Here is a 19,459-nt window from a genome sequence, read left to right on the forward strand (position 1 = left end):
TTCATCACCTCTCTGGTCAAGGGGTCGCCCGGCTGGAGCCGGATCTGGCCGTTTCGGCCTTGTTTGATCGAAAGCGTAAGTCGGAAAATCGATTTTCGCAACGATCTTCGCTTTATCCGTCCACCTGACCGTCGGATCGATGCGTCCACCGGCCGCCCACCATGGTGGCCACGCACGCGATCTCCCTGACCGCGTCCGTCGGCACGGCGGTCGGATCGGCGGACAGCACCGCCAGATCGGCGCAATATCCCGGCGACAGCGGGCCCTTGCGATGCTCCTCGAAGCTGAACCAGGCCCCGGCGGTGGTCACCAGGCGGAGCGCGGTGCGCGCATCGAGACATCCGCCCTCCCCCATCACCCGGCCGGACGTGCGCGAGCGGCGTGCCATCATCGACCACATTGTGAACAGCGGATCGTTCGGAACCGCGTCGGTCCCGGCGGCGACGGGGATCCCGCGCTCCACGAGGAAACGGGCCGGGGACAGCAGGTCGAGCTGCGCCTCGTCCAGGCCGGCGAACTTGTGGCCGGACTTCCAGAGGTAGTGGACGGGGATCAGGGTCACACCGACGCCGAGCCGGCCGAGGGCATCGAGATCCGGGGCCTCCGCCCGGCTGATGTGCTCCACCACCCAGCGCCGGCCGGGAAGCGGATAGCGGGCCGAGATCCGCTCGAGGATCGGCACCAGGTCGCGCAGCCGGTCGGAGGCAAGCGTGTGGACACGCAGGCCGGTGCGGGCCGCGGCGAAACACAGCTGCTCGAATTCCTCGGGCGTGCTCACCTGTCGAACGCTTGCCCCCCAACCGAGGTCGCGCTTGCGCCGGTTGACGAGTTCGCGAACCACCGGATCCCCGCCGAAAGCCACGAAGATCCCGGAGATCCGCAACATGTCGTCGCCCAGCCCCCTGCCGCGGGCAAAGGCCAGCCAGTCGGACATCGCCGCTTCCGCCTCCGCCACGGTCGACCAGGTCGGACTGACCACGAGACTGGTGCGGACGAGGAGCTCGTTCGCCTCGTGCAGTTGCCGGAAGCCATCGACGACGTCCGGCGCGCAGCCGTGCCCCTCGTAGATGCTGGTGGTGCCCTTGGCCGCGAAGAGGCGCATGGCCCGCCGCAGCCCCTCCCGGCGCTCCGAGGGCGTGAACCTGGGGACGTCCGTCAGGATGTCGAGCTCCGAGAGCTGCAACGGGCTGCGGTCGACGATCACGCCCGTCGGCTCGCCGGAGGCATCCCTGGCGATGTCGACGGAGGCACTCCGCGGCCGCGTATCGCGGTCGATCCCGTTCGCAGCCAGCCCCCTGGAATTGAGGATGCCGTAGCAGGGCGGTTCGCCCCAGTAGCCGTGCGGGCTGGAGATGTAGACCGGATGGTCCGGAGCGACCGCGTCGAGCTCCCACCGTGTCGGCAGGCGCCCTTCCGAGAGAAAGGTCGCCTGGTCGAAATAATGCGGCGCCTCGCCGAGCGGCATCGTGACGATCCATTCGCCCGCCGGCGTTATGGCGACGAGTTCGGCGATGCGCGCCTGAAGCTCTGCAACCGAGGCGGGCGCGCCCAGCGCGGGGCGCAGCTCCGTCAGGCCGAAACTGTCGAGATGGGCGTGGGCGTCGTTGAAGCCCGGAACGATCGCGGCGGTTCCGAAGTCCTCGACCTCGGTGCCCGGCGCGCGCAAGCGGAGGATGTCCGCCCGGCCGCCGATGGCGACCACCCTGCCGGACGAGATCAGAACGGCCTCGCCGGTGGCATCTCGTTCATCGAGCGTCTGAATGCGACCGAGGACGATTCGGTCGGGTACTGATCCTGTCGTCACCCGGGCCTCCACCAATCGAAGAGACCACAAAACCACATCACCCAGGAAAAACGAAATTCCGTCTTCGGTGATTGCGAGGCGGGCTACCACGCCTCCGACCTCGCAGAGACCAACTATGCCGAGATCGCCCGCACCATGGGGCTGACCGGGATCCGCGTGGAACAGCCAGGCGACATCGCCGCGGCGCTGGAGCAGGCGATCGCACACAAGGGGCCGGTGGTCCTCGACGTCGTCGTTACCCGCGATCCGGCGAAGATGCTGCCGGGCGTCGACAACCGGGCCGTGAAGATGAAGAAGGGCGACCGCGTCGCCTGACGGCGCGGCGACTGCGCTTCCTGCAAGCCCGAGACGGTCGTTCCCGCCGGGAACGACCGTTGATCTCCAGTGCCTGCGGGTGCGGGTAGACCGAAAAGATGACTGCGAGATGGGCTCGGTCGTTCGCGACGGTCGAGTGCGAGCCCGCTTCTCCGGGTTCGCAACTCCCTCTCGAGTGTGCTTATCCAAGCGACCGCGGCGACGATCGAAGGTGCGGTTCTCCCGAAGGACGGTTGCCCCGTTCTTTCGAATGGAGATCTGCGCTAGATACGCTTTCGATCCATTCATGCGGGTACGCTCTACAATCGTGCCCCGGCGCTACCACATCCGCATGGACGCCTGCGACACTGTCGCAGCTCCGAACCGAAATGGGCGAAATAGGACGAACGTGACGCAACCGGGCATCAAAGACACGGCCGAGACCGCCGGGCTTCCGGAGAAGACGGCCAGGCTCGGCGAGCATCGCTTCGCTGTGGCTCCGATGATGGAGTGGACGGATCGGCATTGCCGGGCGTTTCACCGGAAGCTGACGCGGCACGCGCTGCTCTACACCGAGATGGTGACCGCCCAGGCCGTGGTGCACGGCGACCGGGAGCGGCTGCTCGGCTTTTCGGCCTCCGAACACCCGATCGCCCTGCAGCTCGGCGGCAACGAGCCGGCGCTGCTGGCCGAGGCGGCGCGGGTCGGCGAGGCGTTCGGCTACGACGAGATCAACCTCAACGTCGGCTGCCCGTCCGACCGGGTGAAGGACGGCTTCTTCGGCGCCTGCCTGATGGCCGATCCGGACATGGTGGCGCGCGGCGTCGCCGCGATGAAGGCGGCGGTGTCGATCCCGGTCACGGTGAAGTGCCGCATCGGCATCGACGACCAGGACCCGGAGACGGGCCTCGACCGGTTCGCCGACGCGGTGGCGGATGCCGGCACCGACGCGCTGTGGGTGCACGCCCGCAAGGCCTGGCTGCAGGGGCTGTCGCCCAAGGACAACCGCACCATCCCGCCGCTGGACTACGACCGCGTCTACCGGCTGAAGGCGCGCCTCGGCGGGCTGTTCGTCGGCATCAACGGCGGCATCGCGACGCTGGACGAGGCGGAGGCGCACCTGGCCCGTGTCGACGGGGTGATGCTCGGCCGCGCCGCCTACCACACGCCGGCGCTGCTGGCGGAGGTGGACCGGCGGCTCTACGGCGGCACCGCGCCCGATCCCGATCCGCTGGAGGTGGCCGCCGAGATGATCCCCTACCTCGCCGAGCTGGTGGCGGCGGGCGCCCGCCCCGCGACGCTGACCCGGCACATGCTGGGGCTGTTCCACGGCGCGCCGGGCGCCCGCGCCTGGCGGCGGGCGCTGGCCGAAGAGGCCTGCCGCGCCGATGCAGGCGCCGAGGTGCTGGCCGATGCGCTGGCCGCGCGGCGGCAGCTGGCGGGACGCCGCCAGGCGGCCTGAGCCCTTACGCCCTGCCGCATCCGGGCGCCGCGGCCACGCGACCCGATCTCCCTCCCCGCCGCCCCCGACCGGCACATCCCCTCGGGCCGCCACGGCGCCGATGCCCCCAACTCGACCTCCGCGCTCGACGGTTGATCTGAAGCAACCCCGGGGACGTATTTTCCTTCTAGCTTGGGTAACAGTTTTCGGGGAGGCTCCCGAAAGGCCCCGCAAGAAGGAGGTTGCCGCCATGGCGACCAGAAGCACGAGTTTCGGGAGGACGACGATGATCCACGGCGATCTGGGAGCCAATGGCCATCGCCCGAAAGCGGCAACGCACCAGGGCAAGCCGACGGTGCGGCGGATCACGCTCGGCGACGTGCGGGACGCCTTCGGCGCCGGCATGGCCGACTGGCGCGAACACCCGCTGGCGGGGATGGGCTTCGGCCTCGTCTACGCGGCGGCGGGCGCGGTGATCCTGGCGGTGCTTCTGGCCAACGACCGCGACTACCTGATCGTGCCGGCGCTCAGCGCCTTCCTGCTGCTCGGCCCGGGCGTCGCGCTCGGCCTCTACGAGATCAGCCGGCGCCTGGAAACCGGCGAGGAGATCACCCTGCCCGCCGTCGTCGGCGCCGGGCTGCGCCACGGCGGCAGCCAGATCGCCATCTTCGGATGCGTGCTGCTGATCCTCTCCGTCGTCTGGATCGCCAGCGCCGACTTCCTGCACGACGAGATGTTCGGCCATCCCGGCTGGTCGCTGGGCGAGATCATCTCCCTGGTGCTGACGACCGCCGAAGGCGCGCGCTACGCGATTATGGGTACCGCCGTGGGAGCCCTGTTCGCCGGCGCCACCTTCCTGATCGGCGTGGTCGGCGCGCCGATGCTGCTCGACCGCGACGTCGACGTGCTCACCGCCTGCACGACCAGCGCCCGGGCGGTGATGAAGAGCCCGGGGGCCTTTCTCGTCTATGGCGCGCTGGTGACGGTGGTCGTGGCCGCCGGCATGGCGGCGTTCCTGGTGGGGCTCCTGGTGGCGCTGCCGGTGATCGGCTTCACCACCTGGCATCTCTACCGCCGCGCGGTCGACTGACCGCCCGCCCGCGCCGGACGTCCCGCCCGACGGGCGGATAGACGGCGCGCGCCTTCGCGCCGACGCGCCTGGCGACGTCGAAGCGCTCCCCCTTTGCCCGAAACCATGGCAGGTCTTCCCGCGCGTGGACGGCGAACCGGTGCCCACTTCGCCTGCGAGCGCTTCTGGTCTTGCCGCGCTCGCGGACGGCGAACCGGTGCCCACTTCGCCTGCGAGCGCTCAGTGCGCCGACGTCCCCCGCGCGCTCGCGTCGTTGGCCGCGCCCTCCAGCCGGAGCCGCTGCTCCATCGCCGCCGCTGTCATCGGCTTGCCGAACAGGAAGCCCTGGAACTGGCCGCAGCCGAGCTTGCGCAGGGTGGCGAACTCCTCCTCGCGCTCGACGCCCTCGCCCTGGATCGTCAGCCCCAGCTTCTGGCCGAGCACGACCATCAGCTCGCAGATCGCGTACTTCTCCACCGAGGTGTCGATGGCGGTGACGAAGGAGCGGTCGATCTTCAGCTTGTCGACCGGCATCTCGTGCAGCCGCTCCAGCGACGACGAACCCCGGCCGAAGTCGTCGATGGCGATCTTGACGCCGAGGCCTTCCTTGAGGCGCTTCAAGAGCCGGTCGCCACGGTCGCCGGAATGCATGAGCGCCGTCTCGGTGACCTCGATCTCCAGGAACTCGCCCGGCAGGCCGGAATACTCCAGCGCCGAGCGGATGGTGGTCTCGGTGTCGTCGACCACCAGCTCGCGCGGCGACAGGTTGACCGAGACCAGCCCCGGCTGAAGCATCCGCGTCTGCCACAGGCGCATCTGCCGGCAGGCCTCGAACAGCACGATCCGGTCGATCTCGAAGATCAGGCCGGTCTCCTCGGCGATCGGCACGAACTCGCCCGGCAGCACCAGCCCGCGGTCCGGGCTCTGCCAGCGCACCAGTGCCTCCATGCCGATGGTGCGGGTGCCGGTGATGTCGACGACGGGCTGGTAGTAGACGACGAACTCCTGACGGGCGAGCGCGCCGCGGATCTTCGCCTGGACGTCGAGGCGCTGGGCGGAGGCGCGGGTGAAGGCGCCGTCGTAGAACTGGTAGCTGCCCTTGCCGCTGCGCTTGGCGTGATAGGCGGCCGCGTCGGCATGGCCGATCAGGTCCATCGCGTCGGCCCCGTCCTCGGGGAACTGGGCGATGCCGATCGAGGTCTCCACGAAGATCTCGCGGTCGCGGTCGATCTCGATGGGGCGTTCGAAGCAGGCCCGCACCCGCTCGGCGAGCGCGCTCGCCTGCAGCTTCGAGCGCACCGACTTCTGCAGGATCAGGAACTCGTCGCCGCCGAAGCGCGAGACGATGTCGGAATCGCGCAGCGCCGTGCGCAGCCGCTCGGCCACGCCGATCAGCAGCCGGTCGCCCATCTCGTGGCCGTAGGTGTCGTTGATGTACTTGAAGTCGTCGAGATCGAGGAAGTGCACCGCCACCCCGTGACCGTCGCGGCCGGCGACGGTGAGCGCGGTCTTCAGCTCGGCGACGAACTTGCGCCGGTTCGGCAGGCCGGTGAGCTCGTCGTTGTGGGCAAGCTCCACCAGCCGCTGCTCGGTCTGCTTGAGGCGGGTGATGTCGGTGAAGACGCCGACGTAGTTGAGGACCTCGCCGCCCTCGCCGTGGATGACGTTGACCGAGCACAGCAGCGGGATGAGGCTGCCGTCCTTGCGCCGGCCCCAGGTCTCGCCCTTCCAGAAGCCGCTTTCGCGGATCGACCGGCGGATCTCGCCGATGAGTTCGGCGGTCGCCTGGACCGGCGGAATGCGCCTGAGGTCCTGATCGGCGACCTCCGCCTGGCTGTAGCCGGTGATGCGGGCGAACGCCTCGTTGACGGTGACCACCTTGAGGCGCGCATCGAGCACGAACACGCCGTCTCGGGTCGCCTCGAACACGGCCGCCAGCAGGCGGATCCGGTCCTCGCGCTGCTTCGCGTCGGTGACGTCGCGGCCGATCGACTGGATCTCCACGACGTTTCCGGCTGCGTCGAAGAGGGCACGGTCGGTCCACTGGTGCAGCCGGACCCGACCGTCCTTGAGGACCGCGGTGTGTTCGAACGTCTTCCACGGCTCGGCGAGCGTGAAGCTGGCGTAGTGGTCGAGCACCATCTGCCGCTCCGCCTCGGGCACGTGCTCGATGAAGCGGTAGCCGACCATCTCGCCGACGGGCACGCCGATCTGCCGGGAATAGATCTCGTTGGCAAAGGTGATGGCGCTGTCGGGGGTGAACCGCACGATCATGTCGAGGTGCTGCTCGACGATGGAGCGGTAGCGCGCCTCGCTGGAGCGCAGCTCGGCCTCCATCCGCTTGCGATCGGTGATGTCGCGGCCGATCGACTGGAACTCGATCAGCGCGCCGTCGTCGTCGAAGATCGCCCGGTCGGTCCAGTACTGCCAGCGGATCTCGCCGTTCGGCAGCTCCACCTTGTATTCGAACGACCGCATCGGATCGTCGGGGGTGACGAGGCTCAGATGGGCGAGCGCCCGGGAGCGATCGGCCGCCGGGAGGAACGCGATGAAGGGCCGCCCGACCAGCTCGTCCATCGAACGGCCGAAGGCCTGGGCGTAGGCGGGATTGACGAAGGTGAGTGTGGTGTCGGGCCGGAACCGGCAGATGAGGTCGACCTGATCCTCGACGATGGACCGGTAGCGCGCCTCGCTCGCCTTGAGGTCGGCCTCGATCCGCAGCCGGTCCGTGACGTCGCTGATCACCGCGGTGAAGTAGGAGAGCATGCCATCGGGGCGATGCACCTGGGACAGCGTCACCTCGCCCCAGAACGCCGCGCCGCCGCGGCGGCGGAAGCGCAGCCGGAACGGCGTCGGCGCGCCACTCTCGAACGCGGCCTCGAGGCGCGCGCCGAAGATGCCGCCCTCGTCCTCCAGGAATTCCTTCAGCGTGCGGCCGCGCGCCGAGGCCTCCGGCTCGACGACCATGCTGTCGAACGCGGAGTTGCAGTAGACGATGGGATGGTCGGTGGTCGCCGCGCAGAGAATCGCGATGCCCGCGTCGGCGGCGTCCATGGCGATGGCCTGGACGCGGATCCGGTCGATCAGCTGGCGGTGCTCGGACGTCTCCCGCACGGCGCCGTGCCACAGCAGGCTCCCGTCGCCCCGCCGCTCCGGGGTGGCGTTGATCTCGACCCAGATCTCGCCTCTCTGGGGGTGGATCACCCGGTGCTCGTCGGACCAGGTCCGCACCTGCTCGGTCGCCCGGGCCACGCTTTCCATGACCCGCGGGCGGTCACGCGGATCGATCCGGTCCAGGATCGGCGTGATGTCCTTGTACACCTCCTCGGGCGAGAGGCCGAAGAGGTCGCGGATGCCCTCGCTCGTGTAGGTCAGATAGCCGGTGCCATCCGGCCGGATGACGCTCTGGAAGATCATGCCCGGCAGGTTGGCGGCGATCTTCGACAGGGTTGCGGCGTTTTCGCGCAACTGCGCGTTCATGCGATCGCGGGCCAGCCGCAGCGAGGTGGCCTCCAGCAACGACCTGTAGCTGTTGAGGCAAAGCAGGCCGAGAAGCGCGCTATACAACGACAGGATGCCGGCCAGCCCGTAGGCCGAGCCGGTTCCGCTGGCGATCAGGACGCCGACCAGCGGGCCGATGGAGAGGACGACGAAAGCGATCACCGACACGGGGCTGGCGGCGCGCGACGCGGCATAGCCGCCGGAGAAGCCCCCGAGGAAGAGCGGCACCAGAAAGCCGGACAGGCCGGTGCCCTGCTCGGGGTGGAACAGGACCAGCGCCGCAATGCCCCACACGAGGCCGCTCAGCGCCGCGCCGAAGACGAACCATCCATGCCAGTAGTTGGGCCTGTCCCCGCGCCGCACCGAACGGCGAAAGTTGAACATCAGCAGGATGTTGACGCAGGCCACCACCACGGAGGCGAGGAACAGGAGCGGGAAGCCGACGCCGGGGGCGACCTCGCCGAGGGCGATGCCCAGGAGCAGCAGGGCAGCCGGCTGAAGGAGGGCCTGAAACGGCGACGAGCTGCGTGCAACCAGTTCGTTGAACGACCGACGAATGGCGCGAGCCATCTCTTTCGTGCCCGGCCTGCCAGACCGATCCGTAGAACCTACGCGCTTCGTCATGGGTGCAGGAGTCTTTGCCGTTCGAAAGCCGGGTACGGCAACGCCAAGACACGCCACCGCCCTATTGCATTGAGCGTATCATCAAATTGTCAGACGGGACATCTCACGACTTCAGCGCGAGCCGCGAATAAGACCTCCTAAGCGTACTTCTGCACACCGTCTATCAACTTTACGCCATCCCGGCGGAAGCCGCATCCAGTTCAATTTCAGAGTCGCACCAGGCCGGCGCCCGGCGCCCGCGAATCCACATCCCGACGGACCGGCGGGCGGGACGACCGTCGCGAACGGACGGACCGGCTCAGGCGCCGTCCAGGATGTGGAGATAGGACCCGCACACCGATCCCCGCACCGCTCCCGCCGCCGGCAGGACCGCGCCGGTGGCGTCGGCGACCTCGTAAAGCGGGGTGCCCGACGCCGGGCTCGTCTGCGAGGAATAGTGGAACTCGTGGCCGCGCAGCTCGGCCGGCCAGGGCAGCGGGCCGGCGTGGCGGACCCGGCGATAGCCGAGGCTGCGGCGGCGCTCCGCGAAACTGGTGACGTGGTCGAGGAGCCCGGCCATCGGATGCTCGACGCCATCGGCGTCGACGAGCCCGCGCCCGAGCGCCATGAAGCCCCCGCACTCGCCGTAGACCAGATGGCCGGCGGCGGCGTGGTCGCGAAGCCCCTGGTGGAAGCGGACCGCAGCCGAAAGCCGGCCGGCGTGCAGCTCCGGGTAGCCGCCCGGCAGGAACACCGCGTCGGCGCCGGGATCCGGCGCCTCGTCGGCGAGCGGCGAGAACGCCATGATCTCGGCGCCCTGGGCCTTCCAGCCGGACAGCAGGTGCGGATAGGCGAAGGCGAAGGCCGCGTCGCGGGCCACCGCGATGCGCTGGCCGAGCGGCGCGAGGGTCGCCGGCCGCGCGGCCTCGGGCGGTGCCGCCGCCGTCATCAGGAGCGCATCGAGATCGACGCCGGCGGCGACCGCGCGGCCGGCGGCCTCGGCGAAGGCGGCGAGATCGGGATGCTCGCCGGCCTGGACCAGGCCGAGGTGACGGGACGGCAGGACGAGCGCCGGGTCGGTCCGGACGCAGCCGAGGCACAGGTGGCCGGCGGCCTCCAGGGCGGCGCGCAGCATGGCCTCGTGGCGGTCGCTGGCGACGCGGGTGAGGATGACGCCGCAGACATCGACGGTCGGGTCGAACGAGGTGAAGCCGTGGACCAGGGCGGCCACCGACGCCGACTGCCGGGAGGCATCGACGACCAGCACCACCGGCAGGTCGAGGTGGCGCGCGAGATCGGCGGTGGAGCCGGGACCGGCGGCCGGCCCGTCGAACAGGCCCATCACCCCCTCGACGAGGAACACGTCGGTGCCCGCGGCCGCGTCGGCGGCGATGGACGTGACCAGATCGGGCCGCATCGCCCAGAGATCGAGATTGGGCGCCGGCCGCACCGAGACCGCGTCGTGGAAGCGGGCATCGATGTAGTCCGGACCCGCCTTGGCGACGCCGACCCGGAGGCCGCGGGCCCGCAGCGCGGCCGCGAGGCCGAGGGTGGTGACGGTCTTGCCGGAGCCGGACGACGGCGCCGCGACGACCAGCCCGACGGATTCCGGTTCGTCAGCCGACACGGCCGACCCCCATGCGCTCGACATAGCGCCCGACATCCTGGCGCAAGCTGACTGTGGGACCAACGACGACGATGGCCGGCGTGGTGAGCGTTCCCGATTCCGCCAGGGCGCCGACCTCGCCGAGGGTGGAATCCACCACCTTCTGCTCCGGGAGCGTGGCATGGGACACGATGGCGACGGGATCGGCGGGCGCGCGGCCGCCCTCCAGCAGCCGGGCGGCGATGTCGGGGAGATTCTTCACCGCCATGTACATCACCAGCACCGGCGCGGCCGTGGCCACCGCCGACCAGTTCACGCCCGCCGGCACGGTGCCGGACGAATCATGACCGGTGAGGAACAGAACGCTGTGGTTGGTATCGCGGTGGGTGACCGGTATCCCCACATATCCGACACCGCCGATGCCGGCCGTGATGCCGGGCACGATGCGAAACGGCACGCCGGCCGCAGCAAGGGTCTGGCATTCCTCGCCGCCGCGGCCGAACATGAACGGGTCGCCGCCCTTGAGTCGCAGCACGCGCTTGCCCGAGCGGGCCAGGTCGACCAGGCGGGTGGAAATGTCGTTCTGGTGAGCGGACGGCTTGCCGCCGCGCTTGCCGGCATATTCGAGAAGCGTCCCTTGCGGTACCCAGTCCAGGATCTCGGTCCCCACCAGCGCATCGTAGACGACCGCATCCGCGCGGGTGAGCGCATGGTAGCCGAGCAGCGTCAGCAGCCCGGGCGCGCCCGGTCCGGCGCCGACCAGCCACACGGTTCCGGGCTCGAATTCGGGGAAGGCCGCGCGGTCGAGCGCCGCGAAGGTCCGGTCGCCGGTGTCCACGCTCATGCGGCACCTCCCGGGGCGGAGACCGCGCCGCCATGCTGACCGCACCGCCCGCCGACATGCGCCGCACGCTGCGGCGCGGCTGGACCACCGGCGCGTGCGCCACGGCGGCCACCAAGGCCGCCTACACCGCGCTGGTGACCGGCAGCTTTCCCGATCCCGTCGAGATCCTGCTGCCGAAGGGCGAGCGCCCCGCCTTCGCGCTGGCGCAGGAGGACCACGGCGACCGCTGGGCCTCGGCCGGCATCATCAAGGACGCCGGCGACGACCCCGACGTGACCCACGGCGCGCTGATCGTCTCCACCGTGCGCCGGGGCGTGCGCGGCACCGGCGTCGTGTTCCGCGCCGGCAAGGGCGTCGGCACCGTGACCCGCTCGGGTCTGCCCATCCCGCCCGGCGAGCCGGCCATCAACCCCGTGCCGCGGCAGATGATGCGCGACGTGGTCAACGAGCTGGCGGACGGGCTCGGCGGACCGCATGACGTAGAGATCGAGATCTCGGTGCCCACCGGCGAGAAGCTGGCGGCGAAGACCTGGAACCCGCGCCTCGGCATCGTCGGCGGGCTGTCGATCCTCGGGACCACCGGGATCGTCCATCCGTTCTCCTGCTCGGCGTGGATCCACTCCATCCACCGGGGCATCGACGTGGCGCGCGCGGCGGGGCTCACCCATGTGGCCGGCTCCACCGGGTCGACCTCGGAGGCCGCCGTGAAGGCCCATCACGGCCTCTCCGACATCGCGCTCCTGGACATGGGCGACTTCGTCGGCGGGATGCTGAAGTACCTGCGCAACCACCCTGTCGACCGGGTGACCGTCGCCGGCGGCTTCGCCAAGCTGACCAAGCTCGCCCAGGGGTTCCTGGACCTGCATTCCGGCCGCAGCCAGGTCGATTTCGAGTGGCTGGCGCAGACCGCGCGGACCGCCGGCGCCAGCGAACAGGTGTGCGCGGCGATCCTTGCGGCCAACACGGCCGCCGACGCGCTGTCCATCGCGGCCACCGACGGCATCGACCTCGCCGCCCCGGTCGCCCGGGCGGCGCGGGAGCGCGCCGAGCGCGTGGTGGCCGGCCATCCGGTCGCCGTCGACGTGCTGGTGGTCGACCGGAGCGGACGGATCATCGCCCATGACGGTTAGACCATGACGGCGAAGATTCTGATCCTGGGCGGCACCACCGAGGCGCGCGCGCTGGCCGACCGGCTGGCCGACGACGGCGGGCTGAGCGTGGTGACCGCGCTGGCCGGCCGCACCGCCGAGCCGATGCCGCGCAAGGGCGCGATCCACCGCGGCAGCTTCGGCGGCGAGGCCGGCCTCGCCGACTACCTGGCGGCCGAGGCGGTCGACCTGCTGGTCGATGCCACCCATCCGTTCGCGGCGCGCATCTCGGTGGCGGCGAAGGGCGCGGCCGGGCTGGCCGAGCGCCCCTATCTCAGGCTGGAGCGGCCCGGCTGGACCGCCGAGCAGGGCGACAGCTGGACCCATGTCGCCGACCTCGGCGCGGCGGCGGCGGCTCTCGCCCCCGGGGCGCGCGTGTTCGTCACCGTCGGCCGCCAGGAGCTCTGCCCGTTCCTGCGCCGCACCGACGTGACCATCGTGGCACGCACCATCGAGACGCCCGAGCATCCGCTGCCCGAGCGCATCCGCCTCGTGCGCGATCGCCCGCCCTACAGCCTCGAGCACGAGCGCGCGACGCTCTCCCGCTACAAGGTCGACGTGCTGGTGACCAAGAACTCGGGCGGGGCGGCGACCGCGGCCAAGCTGGAGGCGGCGCGCGAGCGCGGGATCCCGGTGATCATGGTCGACCGGCCGGGCGGCCAGCCGGCGGCCCATGCCGCCGACGTCGAGGCGTGCGTGACGCTCATCCGCCGGCATCTTGCCGCTCCCTGACCGTCTCCTTCTTCTTCTTTTTGCCCGGCCGCAGGATGTGCTTGTGGTTCGGGTCGTAAAGGGCGGAATCGGTGAAGTCCTCGGTGTCGAGCACCCGCCCGACCAGCACCAGGGCGGTGCGGGTGAGCTTGGCGGCGCGCACCTTCTCCGCGATGTCCGACAGCGTGCCGCGCAGGATCTCCTGATCCGGCCAGGTGGCGCGGAAGATCACCACCACCGGGCAGTCGGCGCCGTAGTGGGGCACCAGTTCCCGCTCGACGTGGCGGAGGTTGCGCACCGACAGGTGGATCGCCAGCGTCGCGCCCGAGGCGCCCAGCGTCGCTAGGTCCTCGGCATTGGGCATCGACGACGACTTCATCGCCGTGCGCGTCAGGATGACGGTCTGCGACACGTCGGGAAGCGTCAGCTCCAGGCCCAGCTCGGCGGCGGCGGCGGCGAAGGCCGGCACGCCGGGGGTGATGTCGTAGGGAATGCCGGCCGCCTTCAGCCGGCGGATCTGCTCGCCGATGGCGCCGTAGATCGACGGATCGCCGGAATGGACGCGGGCGACGTCGTGGCCGGCAGCGTGGGCCGCCTCGATCTCCGCCATGATCTCGTCGAGGTTCATGGGGGCGGTGTCGATCACCCGCGCGCCCTCGGGGGCCTCGGCGACCACCTCGACCGGAACCAGCGAGCCCGCGTAGAGGCAGACCGGGCAGGACTTGATGAGGGCGAGGCCGCGGACCGTGATGAGGTCGGGCGCGCCGGGGCCGGCGCCGATGAAATGGACCGTCATGCCGCCCCCCGCTTCGCCTCGTAGCCGCGCGGCGTGTAGACCCGCACGCTGCCGTCGCCCCGCTCCAGCGTCCGCGTCGCCGACGAGCCCACCAGCACCAGCGACATCATGTCGACGGTCGCCGGATCGAAGTCGGCGATGGTGGTGACCGCCAGCCGCTCGCGCGGCCGGCCGAGGTCGCCGGCGACCATCACCGGCGTGTCGGCGGGCCGCGCCTCGGCGAGGATCGCCATGGCGCGGGGCAGCTGGTCGCGGCGGCGGAGCGAACGGGGATTGTAGAATGCGATGACGAAATCTCCTTCGGCGGCGGCGCGGATGCGGCGTTCGATCGCCTCCCACGGCGTCAAAAGGTCGGACAGGGAAATGCAGCAGAAGTCGTGGCCGATGGGCGCGCCGAGGCGGGCCGCGGCGGCCTGGACGGCGGAGATGCCGGGCGCGACGACGACCTCGACCCGCTTTTCCGCATCGGTCGCGGCGGCATCGGCGAGGCACTCGAAGACCAGCGTCGCCATGGCGTAGATGCCGGCGTCGCCCGACGAGATCAGCGCCACGTCGCGGCCGGTGGAGGCGAGCGCCAGCGCGTGCTGCACGCGGGTGATCTCAGCGCCGAGGTCGAAGCGGTGCTCGGCCTGGCCACGCTGCAGATCGGCGACGAGATCGAGATAGAGGCCGTAGCCGACCCAGTCGGTGGCGCGGGTGAGCAGCCGGGTCACCTCGCCGCTGCGCCATTCCTGCTGGCCGGGGCCGATGCCGACCACCGACAGGCGGCCGCGGGCCCGGCCGACGGCGGCCGGATTGATGGGCCGCGGGGCGATGGCGATCGCGCAGGTGGCGCGCGCCGACTTCACCTTTTCCACCACCAGCCTGCCTTCCGGACCGGCGGCGGCGAGGGCTGCACCCTCGCAGACGCCGGCGACGCCGACCTCGGCGCGCACGACGCTCGACGGATTGGCGAGCCGCGGTTCGCTGGCGCGCAGCTCCTCGGCGGTGAAGAAGCGGGCCGGGACGTCGAGATGCGCGGCGAGCGCATGGACCGCCGGTTCGTCGGCCTTGCGGTCGAGGGAGACCACGCAGGCGATCGCCTCGTCGGCGAGGTCGGCGTCCTCCAGCGCCTGGTCGACCAGGGCGATCAGGTCCTCGGGCGGACAGCCGCGATCGGTGCCGACGCCGAGCGCCAGCGAGCGCGGCCGGTAGATGAGCGCGGTGGTCTCCATGCCGTCGTCGTCATCGTCCAGCGGCCAGGCGCGCGCCACCGACGCGAGCAGGCGCACCTCGCCGAACTCCCAGCGCGGGAGGCGGGCATCGTCGAGCCAGTCGAGCGCCGGGTCGATGACCGCCGAGGCGCCGTCGAGAAGCGCCGCCATGGCCGCCTTGGCGTCCCACGGATTGGACAGGCTCCAGCCCTGGGGCGGATCGTCGAGGGCGACGCCGAAGCGCAGGTCGCCGGCGGTGGTGACGGCGGCGACGCCGCCGAGGCCGGCGGCGAGCTTGCGCGCCATGTCGTTGGCGCCGTGGTGGCCGCCGAGCACCGGCACGACGGCCGAGCCGTCCTCCGACACCGCGATCACCGGCGGGTCGGACTGCTTGTCGGCGAGCGCCGACGCCAGCAGGCGGACGATGATGCCGGTGGCGCAGATGCCGACGACCGGCCGGCCGGCCGCGAACGCCGCGCGCATCTCCTCGCCGAAGCTTCCGGCGACCGTCTCGTCGCGCCGCGCCGACTGGCCGGCCACGACGGTGCAGTCGCCAAGGATCTCGCGGACCCGCTCGGCGGTTTCCAGTCCGCGCTCGGTCAGCACGAAGAGCGCCGGCGTCATCGCCATTTTTCTTCTCCCCGGTAGACCAGGATGGTCGAGAAATAGGGCCGCGCGCCCTCCGGCAGCGCGTCCAGCCGCGTCACCGCCTGGTCCGGCGCCGTCGCGCGCTCGACCAGCACGGAGGAGGCTTCCAGCCCCTGCGCGCGCAGCACGCCGCGGACGGTGTCGATGTGGCGGCCGACCTTGACGATCGCAGCCGCGTCGCAGCTGGCGAGCTCGGCGGCGAGCCGCTCCGGCGGCAGCGGCGCCGGCAGCACCTTCAGGACCTCGTTGCGGGCGCAGAGCGGCCGGCCGGCCTCCGCCGCGCACGCCGTCAGCGAGGTGACGCCGGGAACCACGGTGGTGGGAAAGCGCGCGGCGAGGCGCTCGAAGAGGTACATGGCGCTGCCGTAGAACATCGGGTCGCCCTCGCAGAGCAGCGCGACGGTGCGGCCGGCGGAGAGCTCGGCCGAGATGCGCTCGGCCGCCTCGTCGTAGGCCGCCTGCCCCGGCTCGCGCTCGGTGCGCATGGGCATCAGGAAGCCGATCTCGCGGGTGCCGGGGGCGATGTGGGCCGCCGCGATCTGGCGGGCCCGGGCCTGGCCGCTCTCGGTGGTCGGATAGGCGAGCACGTCGGCGGCCGCGATGATCCGCGCCGCCTTGAAGGTGAGGAGGTCCGGATCGCCGGGGCCGACGCCCACCACATGGAGATGGCCGCCGCTCATGACTTCACCACCCGCCACTGCAGGACGCTCATGCGCGGGCGCAGCGCGCGGAACCGGCCGACGGCGTCCTGCTCGGCCACGTCGATCCGCACGAGGTCGCCGCCATGACGGCCCTGGCGGTCGATGAGCGCCGCGTCGCCCTCCAGCGTGACCGCGTTGGCGACCAGCCGGCCGCCGGGCGCAAGGCGCGCCCAGACGGTGTCGAACAGCGCGGCGTCGGACACCGCGCCGCCGAGAAAGACGGCATCGGGCGCCGGCCGGTCCTTGAGGCTGTCCGGCATGTCGCCGGCGGCGATCTCCAGTTCCGGCACGCCGAGGGCGCGCCGGTTGGTCTCGATCATCGCCAGCCGCTCCTCCGATTTCTCGAAGGCGATGGCGCGGGCATGGGGGGCGGCGCGCATCCACTCGATGGCGACCGCCCCGGAGCCAGCGCCGAGATCCCACAGCAGCGCGCCCGGCGCCGGCGCCAGCGCCGCCACCGTGACGGCGCGGACCTCGCGCTTGGTGAGCTGGCCGTCGTGGGCGAAGGCGTCGTCGTCGAGCCCCGGAACCGCGGGGTGCGTCAACGCCCCCTCGGAAGCGCGGACGCGGATCGCCAGCGTGTTGAGATCGTCGAAGGCGCCGCCGACGATGTCGGTGGGCTCGATGTCGGTGCGGCGCTCGCGGTCGGTGCCCATCGCCTCCAGCACGACGACCTCGCTTGTGGCGAAGCCCTGGCCGCGCAGCAGGCCGACGGCGGTGGCGATCGTTGCGGCGTCGCTGGTGAGCGCGATGATCCGCGCCCCCGGCTGCAGATGGCGGGCCAGCGCGTCCACCGAGCGGCCGTGCAGCGAGACGCAGGCAACCCCGTCGAGGGGCCAGCCGAGGCGCGCGGCGGCCAGCGAGAACGCCGACGGCGCCGGCAGCACGACCATCTCGTCGGCCGGAACGTGGGACGCGAGGGTGGCGCCGATGCCGAAGTGCATGGGATCGCCGGTGGCGAGCACGACGGTGGGCGTGCCCTTTCGCGCATGCAGCGCGGAGAGGCCCTCGGAAAACGGCGTCGGCCAGGGGCGTCGGCGCTCGGCCGGCACGCCGGCGGCCTCCAGGTGACGCGCGGCGCCGAACACCGCGTCGGCCGCGTCGAGAGCCGCGCGGGCGCGGTCCGGCTCGGCGAGACGTCCGTCCGGGTGCATGCCGATGACGGTCAGCCAGACGCTCATGCGTCCCCTCCCCCGAGCAGTGCCCCGTTGAGTGCGCCGCCGGCCATGGCGCTGCCGCCGCGGCGGCCGAGGACGGTGACGAAGGGCACGTCGCCGGCGTGGTCGACCAGGGCGTCCTTCGATTCGGCCGCGCCGACGAAGCCGACGGGGAAGCCGAGGATCGCGGCCGGGCGCACGCCGTCGTCGAGCATGGTTTCCAGGAGCGCGAACAGCGCGGTGGGCGCGTTGCCGACCACCACCACGGCGCCGTCGAGTTCGGCGCGCAGCAGCGCGAGACCGGCGGCGGAGCGCGTGGTGCCGAGCCGGTCGGCGTGGGCCGCGACGTCCGGATGATCGAGGCCGCAGACGACCCGCGCGCCGGCCGGCAGCGCGGCGGAATGGATGGCGTTGGCGGTCATGCGGCTGTCGACCACCACCGGCCGGCCGGCCACGACGGCGGCCCGCACGGCGGCGCCGACCTCGCCGCCGAAGCGGAGGTCGCCGACGATGTCCGGCATGCCGCAGCTATGGACGACGCGCACCGCGATCGGCCGGTCGCCCGGCGCCAGCGCGCCGAGATCGCAGGCCTCGGCCACCAGGTCGAACGAGCGCCGGTAGATCGCCGCGGGATCGCGGAGATAGTCGAAGCGCACCCTGTCGCCGACGCCGGTCACGTGTCCGAGCCGGTCCCGCGGCGCGACAGCACGCTCACCGGTCCGAGCGGGTGGTCGGCGTGGGGATAGGGATGGTGGGCGTGATCGTGGCCGTGATCATGCGAATGGCCATGATCGTGGCTGTGCGCATGGTCATGGTCGTGATCGTGATGGTGCGCGTGGGTGTGGCCGTCTCCGTGATCGTGGGAGTGGCCGTGGCCATGGTGATGATGGCCGTGCCCGCGGTCGTGGCCCGCCCCCACGAGGCGGCATTCGCCGGTGCAGAAGGTGTCGCAGAGCGCGCAGTCGGCCACCGAGGAGCCCGGCGCCGTGGCGCCCATACCTTCCACGTGGTGGTGGTGGCTCTCCTGCGGCAGGCCGACCTCGCCCTCGAAGCCCAGCACCGCCTCGCGGTACTTGCAGAGCGCACAGTTCATGAGGTTCTGGCCCTCGAGGATCTCGCGCACGCGCTCGGCCAGCGTGTCGACCACCAGCGGATGGTCGTTGAGATAGGGCGCCTTCATCCACTCGATCTCGGGATGGCGGGCGGCGACGGCGTCGGTGAAGCCGTAGATCCGGTCGATGAGGATGCCGGTGAACAGGAAGTACGGGAACACGATGACCCGCTTGAAGCCGAGCCGGGCGACGTGCTCCAGGCACGGCTCGACCAGCGGGAAGGTGACGCCGGAATAGCCGGTCTCGGCCCAGCCGAAGCCGAAGCCTTCCCAGAGCAGACGGGCGATCTTGGAGACGTTGGAGTTGGCGTCCGGATCGGAGGCGCCGCGCCCGATGACCACCAGGCAGGTCTCGCTGACCGGCCGCGGCCCGTAGGTGCGGTCGGCCTCCTCCAGCGCCGCGCGGATGCGGTCGCCGGCCGCCCGGATCATCTTGGTGTCGATGCCGAGCTCGCGCCCGTAGTCGATGCGGATGTTGTTGGCGGCGGCGTAGGTGTTGAGCACCGACGGGATGTCGTTCTTGGCGTGGCCGGCGGCAAACAGCATGCCGGGGACGGCGAGAATGCGCGTCGCGCCCTTCTCGCGCAGCCGGTCGAGGCCGTCGCGAATCACCGGGTTGGCGAACTCCAGGTAGCCGTATTCCACCGGCCAGTCGGGAAAGCGGGTGGCGAGCGCGGTGGCCACGGTCGCGAACTCGGCCACCGCCGGCTGCGAGCGGGAGCCGTGACCACAGATCATAACGCCGAGCGCCTGGGCGTCGGTGCCGGTCATGGAGTGAGCCTTTCAAATGCCGGAGCCCCGCCGGCCGGCGACCTCGCCGGGCCGGTGATCA

Annotated in this window: 15 protein-coding genes; 5 read left to right on the forward strand and 10 right to left on the reverse strand. The window is 71.3% G+C overall.

Annotation, left to right across the window (positions count from 1 at the left end):
- Positions 1 to 112: 112 nt before the first annotated feature.
- Positions 113 to 1,804: an amidohydrolase gene (locus tag AB7M35_RS09610; RefSeq protein ID WP_453959207.1), complete on the reverse strand. Its 1,692-nt coding sequence runs from the start codon at positions 1,802 to 1,804 to the stop codon at positions 113 to 115.
- A 36-nt stretch (positions 1,805 to 1,840) separates the two neighbouring features.
- On the opposite strand from AB7M35_RS09610, the gene AB7M35_RS09615 reads away from it, so the two are divergent.
- The 3 genes from AB7M35_RS09615 (at position 1,841) to AB7M35_RS09625 (ending at position 4,629) form a co-directional block, all read left to right on the forward strand.
- Positions 1,841 to 2,119, forward strand: a complete 279-nt coding sequence (locus AB7M35_RS09615) for a thiamine pyrophosphate-dependent enzyme (RefSeq protein ID WP_453960686.1) — start codon at positions 1,841 to 1,843, stop codon at positions 2,117 to 2,119.
- A 481-nt stretch (positions 2,120 to 2,600) separates the two neighbouring features.
- Positions 2,601 to 3,560, forward strand: a complete 960-nt coding sequence (gene dusA, locus AB7M35_RS09620) for a tRNA dihydrouridine(20/20a) synthase DusA (RefSeq protein WP_453960688.1) — start codon at positions 2,601 to 2,603, stop codon at positions 3,558 to 3,560.
- 229 nt (positions 3,561 to 3,789) lie between these two features.
- On the forward strand, positions 3,790 to 4,629 hold the full coding sequence (locus tag AB7M35_RS09625) for a DUF2189 domain-containing protein (protein WP_453959210.1): 840 nt from the start codon (positions 3,790 to 3,792) through the stop codon (positions 4,627 to 4,629).
- Positions 4,630 to 4,848: 219 nt separating this feature from the next.
- Here AB7M35_RS09625 and AB7M35_RS09630 read toward each other — a convergent pair whose 3' ends face one another.
- The 3 genes from AB7M35_RS09630 to cobA form a co-directional block, all read right to left on the reverse strand.
- A complete protein-coding gene (locus AB7M35_RS09630) occupies positions 4,849 to 8,679 on the reverse strand; it encodes a PAS domain S-box protein (protein ID WP_453959212.1) in 3,831 nt (1,276 codons plus the stop codon).
- A gap of 352 nt (positions 8,680 to 9,031) precedes the next feature.
- Positions 9,032 to 10,339 carry a cobyrinate a,c-diamide synthase gene (locus AB7M35_RS09635; RefSeq protein WP_453959215.1) on the reverse strand — a complete coding sequence of 436 codons (1,308 nt, stop codon included), beginning with the start codon at positions 10,337 to 10,339 and terminating at the stop codon, positions 9,032 to 9,034.
- A complete protein-coding gene (gene cobA, locus AB7M35_RS09640; RefSeq protein WP_453959217.1) occupies positions 10,329 to 11,162 on the reverse strand; it encodes a uroporphyrinogen-III C-methyltransferase in 834 nt (277 codons plus the stop codon). The genes AB7M35_RS09635 and cobA overlap by 11 nt, the downstream gene beginning before the upstream one ends.
- Before the next feature lie 32 nt (positions 11,163 to 11,194).
- On the opposite strand from cobA, the gene AB7M35_RS09645 reads away from it, so the two are divergent.
- Together AB7M35_RS09645 and AB7M35_RS09650 are read left to right on the forward strand one after the other, a co-directional pair.
- Positions 11,195 to 12,292: a cobalt-precorrin-5B (C(1))-methyltransferase gene (locus tag AB7M35_RS09645; RefSeq protein ID WP_453959220.1), complete on the forward strand. Its 1,098-nt coding sequence runs from the start codon at positions 11,195 to 11,197 to the stop codon at positions 12,290 to 12,292.
- 3 nt (positions 12,293 to 12,295) lie between these two features.
- On the forward strand, positions 12,296 to 13,042 hold the full coding sequence (locus AB7M35_RS09650; protein WP_453959222.1) for a cobalt-precorrin-6A reductase: 747 nt from the start codon (positions 12,296 to 12,298) through the stop codon (positions 13,040 to 13,042).
- Here AB7M35_RS09650 and cobM read toward each other — a convergent pair.
- The 6 genes from cobM to AB7M35_RS09680 are packed head-to-tail and all read right to left on the reverse strand — an operon-like array spanning position 13,014 to position 19,398.
- Positions 13,014 to 13,817, reverse strand: coding sequence for a precorrin-4 C(11)-methyltransferase (gene cobM / locus AB7M35_RS09655; RefSeq protein WP_453959223.1), 804 nt, complete (start codon positions 13,815 to 13,817; stop codon positions 13,014 to 13,016). The two genes, AB7M35_RS09650 and cobM, sit on opposite strands and share 29 nt — an antisense overlap.
- Entirely contained in the window at positions 13,814 to 15,640 is a 1,827-nt protein-coding gene (gene cobJ, locus AB7M35_RS09660; RefSeq protein ID WP_453959224.1) for a precorrin-3B C(17)-methyltransferase, read from the reverse strand. Before cobJ ends, cobM begins: the two co-directional genes overlap by 4 nt.
- Positions 15,631 to 16,338, reverse strand: coding sequence for a precorrin-2 C(20)-methyltransferase (gene cobI / locus AB7M35_RS09665; protein WP_453959226.1), 708 nt, complete (start codon positions 16,336 to 16,338; stop codon positions 15,631 to 15,633). Before cobI ends, cobJ begins: the two co-directional genes overlap by 10 nt.
- Positions 16,335 to 17,540, reverse strand: a complete 1,206-nt coding sequence (gene cbiE / locus AB7M35_RS09670; protein WP_453959228.1) for a precorrin-6y C5,15-methyltransferase (decarboxylating) subunit CbiE — start codon at positions 17,538 to 17,540, stop codon at positions 16,335 to 16,337. The genes cobI and cbiE overlap by 4 nt, the downstream gene beginning before the upstream one ends.
- Entirely contained in the window at positions 17,537 to 18,193 is a 657-nt protein-coding gene (locus AB7M35_RS09675; RefSeq protein ID WP_453959229.1) for a precorrin-8X methylmutase, read from the reverse strand. Before AB7M35_RS09675 ends, cbiE begins: the two co-directional genes overlap by 4 nt.
- A complete protein-coding gene (locus AB7M35_RS09680) occupies positions 18,190 to 19,398 on the reverse strand; it encodes a sirohydrochlorin chelatase (RefSeq protein ID WP_453959231.1) in 1,209 nt (402 codons plus the stop codon). The genes AB7M35_RS09675 and AB7M35_RS09680 overlap by 4 nt, the downstream gene beginning before the upstream one ends.
- Between the last annotated feature and the right edge of the window lie 61 nt (positions 19,399 to 19,459).

The sequence above is a fragment of the Amorphus suaedae genome (assembly GCF_053629675.1).

Excerpts from the sequence above, each read along its gene's own strand:
- AB7M35_RS09680 (WP_453959231.1), bottom strand. The coding sequence starts at position 19,398 with ATGACCGGCACCGACGCCCAGGCGCTCGGCGTTATGATCTGTGGTCAC.
- AB7M35_RS09625 (WP_453959210.1), top strand. The coding sequence starts at position 3,790 with ATGGCGACCAGAAGCACGAGTTTCGGGAGGACGACGATGATCCACGGC.
- dusA (WP_453960688.1), top strand. The coding sequence starts at position 2,601 with ATGATGGAGTGGACGGATCGGCATTGCCGGGCGTTTCACCGGAAGCTG.
- AB7M35_RS09645 (WP_453959220.1), top strand. The coding sequence starts at position 11,195 with ATGCTGACCGCACCGCCCGCCGACATGCGCCGCACGCTGCGGCGCGGC.
- cbiE (WP_453959228.1), bottom strand. The coding sequence starts at position 17,540 with ATGAGCGTCTGGCTGACCGTCATCGGCATGCACCCGGACGGACGTCTC.
- cobM (WP_453959223.1), bottom strand. The coding sequence starts at position 13,817 with ATGACGGTCCATTTCATCGGCGCCGGCCCCGGCGCGCCCGACCTCATC.
- AB7M35_RS09630 (WP_453959212.1), bottom strand. The coding sequence starts at position 8,679 with ATGGCTCGCGCCATTCGTCGGTCGTTCAACGAACTGGTTGCACGCAGC.
- cobJ (WP_453959224.1), bottom strand. The coding sequence starts at position 15,640 with ATGGCGATGACGCCGGCGCTCTTCGTGCTGACCGAGCGCGGACTGGAA.
- cobI (WP_453959226.1), bottom strand. The coding sequence starts at position 16,338 with ATGAGCGGCGGCCATCTCCATGTGGTGGGCGTCGGCCCCGGCGATCCG.
- cobA (WP_453959217.1), bottom strand. The coding sequence starts at position 11,162 with ATGAGCGTGGACACCGGCGACCGGACCTTCGCGGCGCTCGACCGCGCG.
- AB7M35_RS09650 (WP_453959222.1), top strand. The coding sequence starts at position 12,296 with ATGACGGCGAAGATTCTGATCCTGGGCGGCACCACCGAGGCGCGCGCG.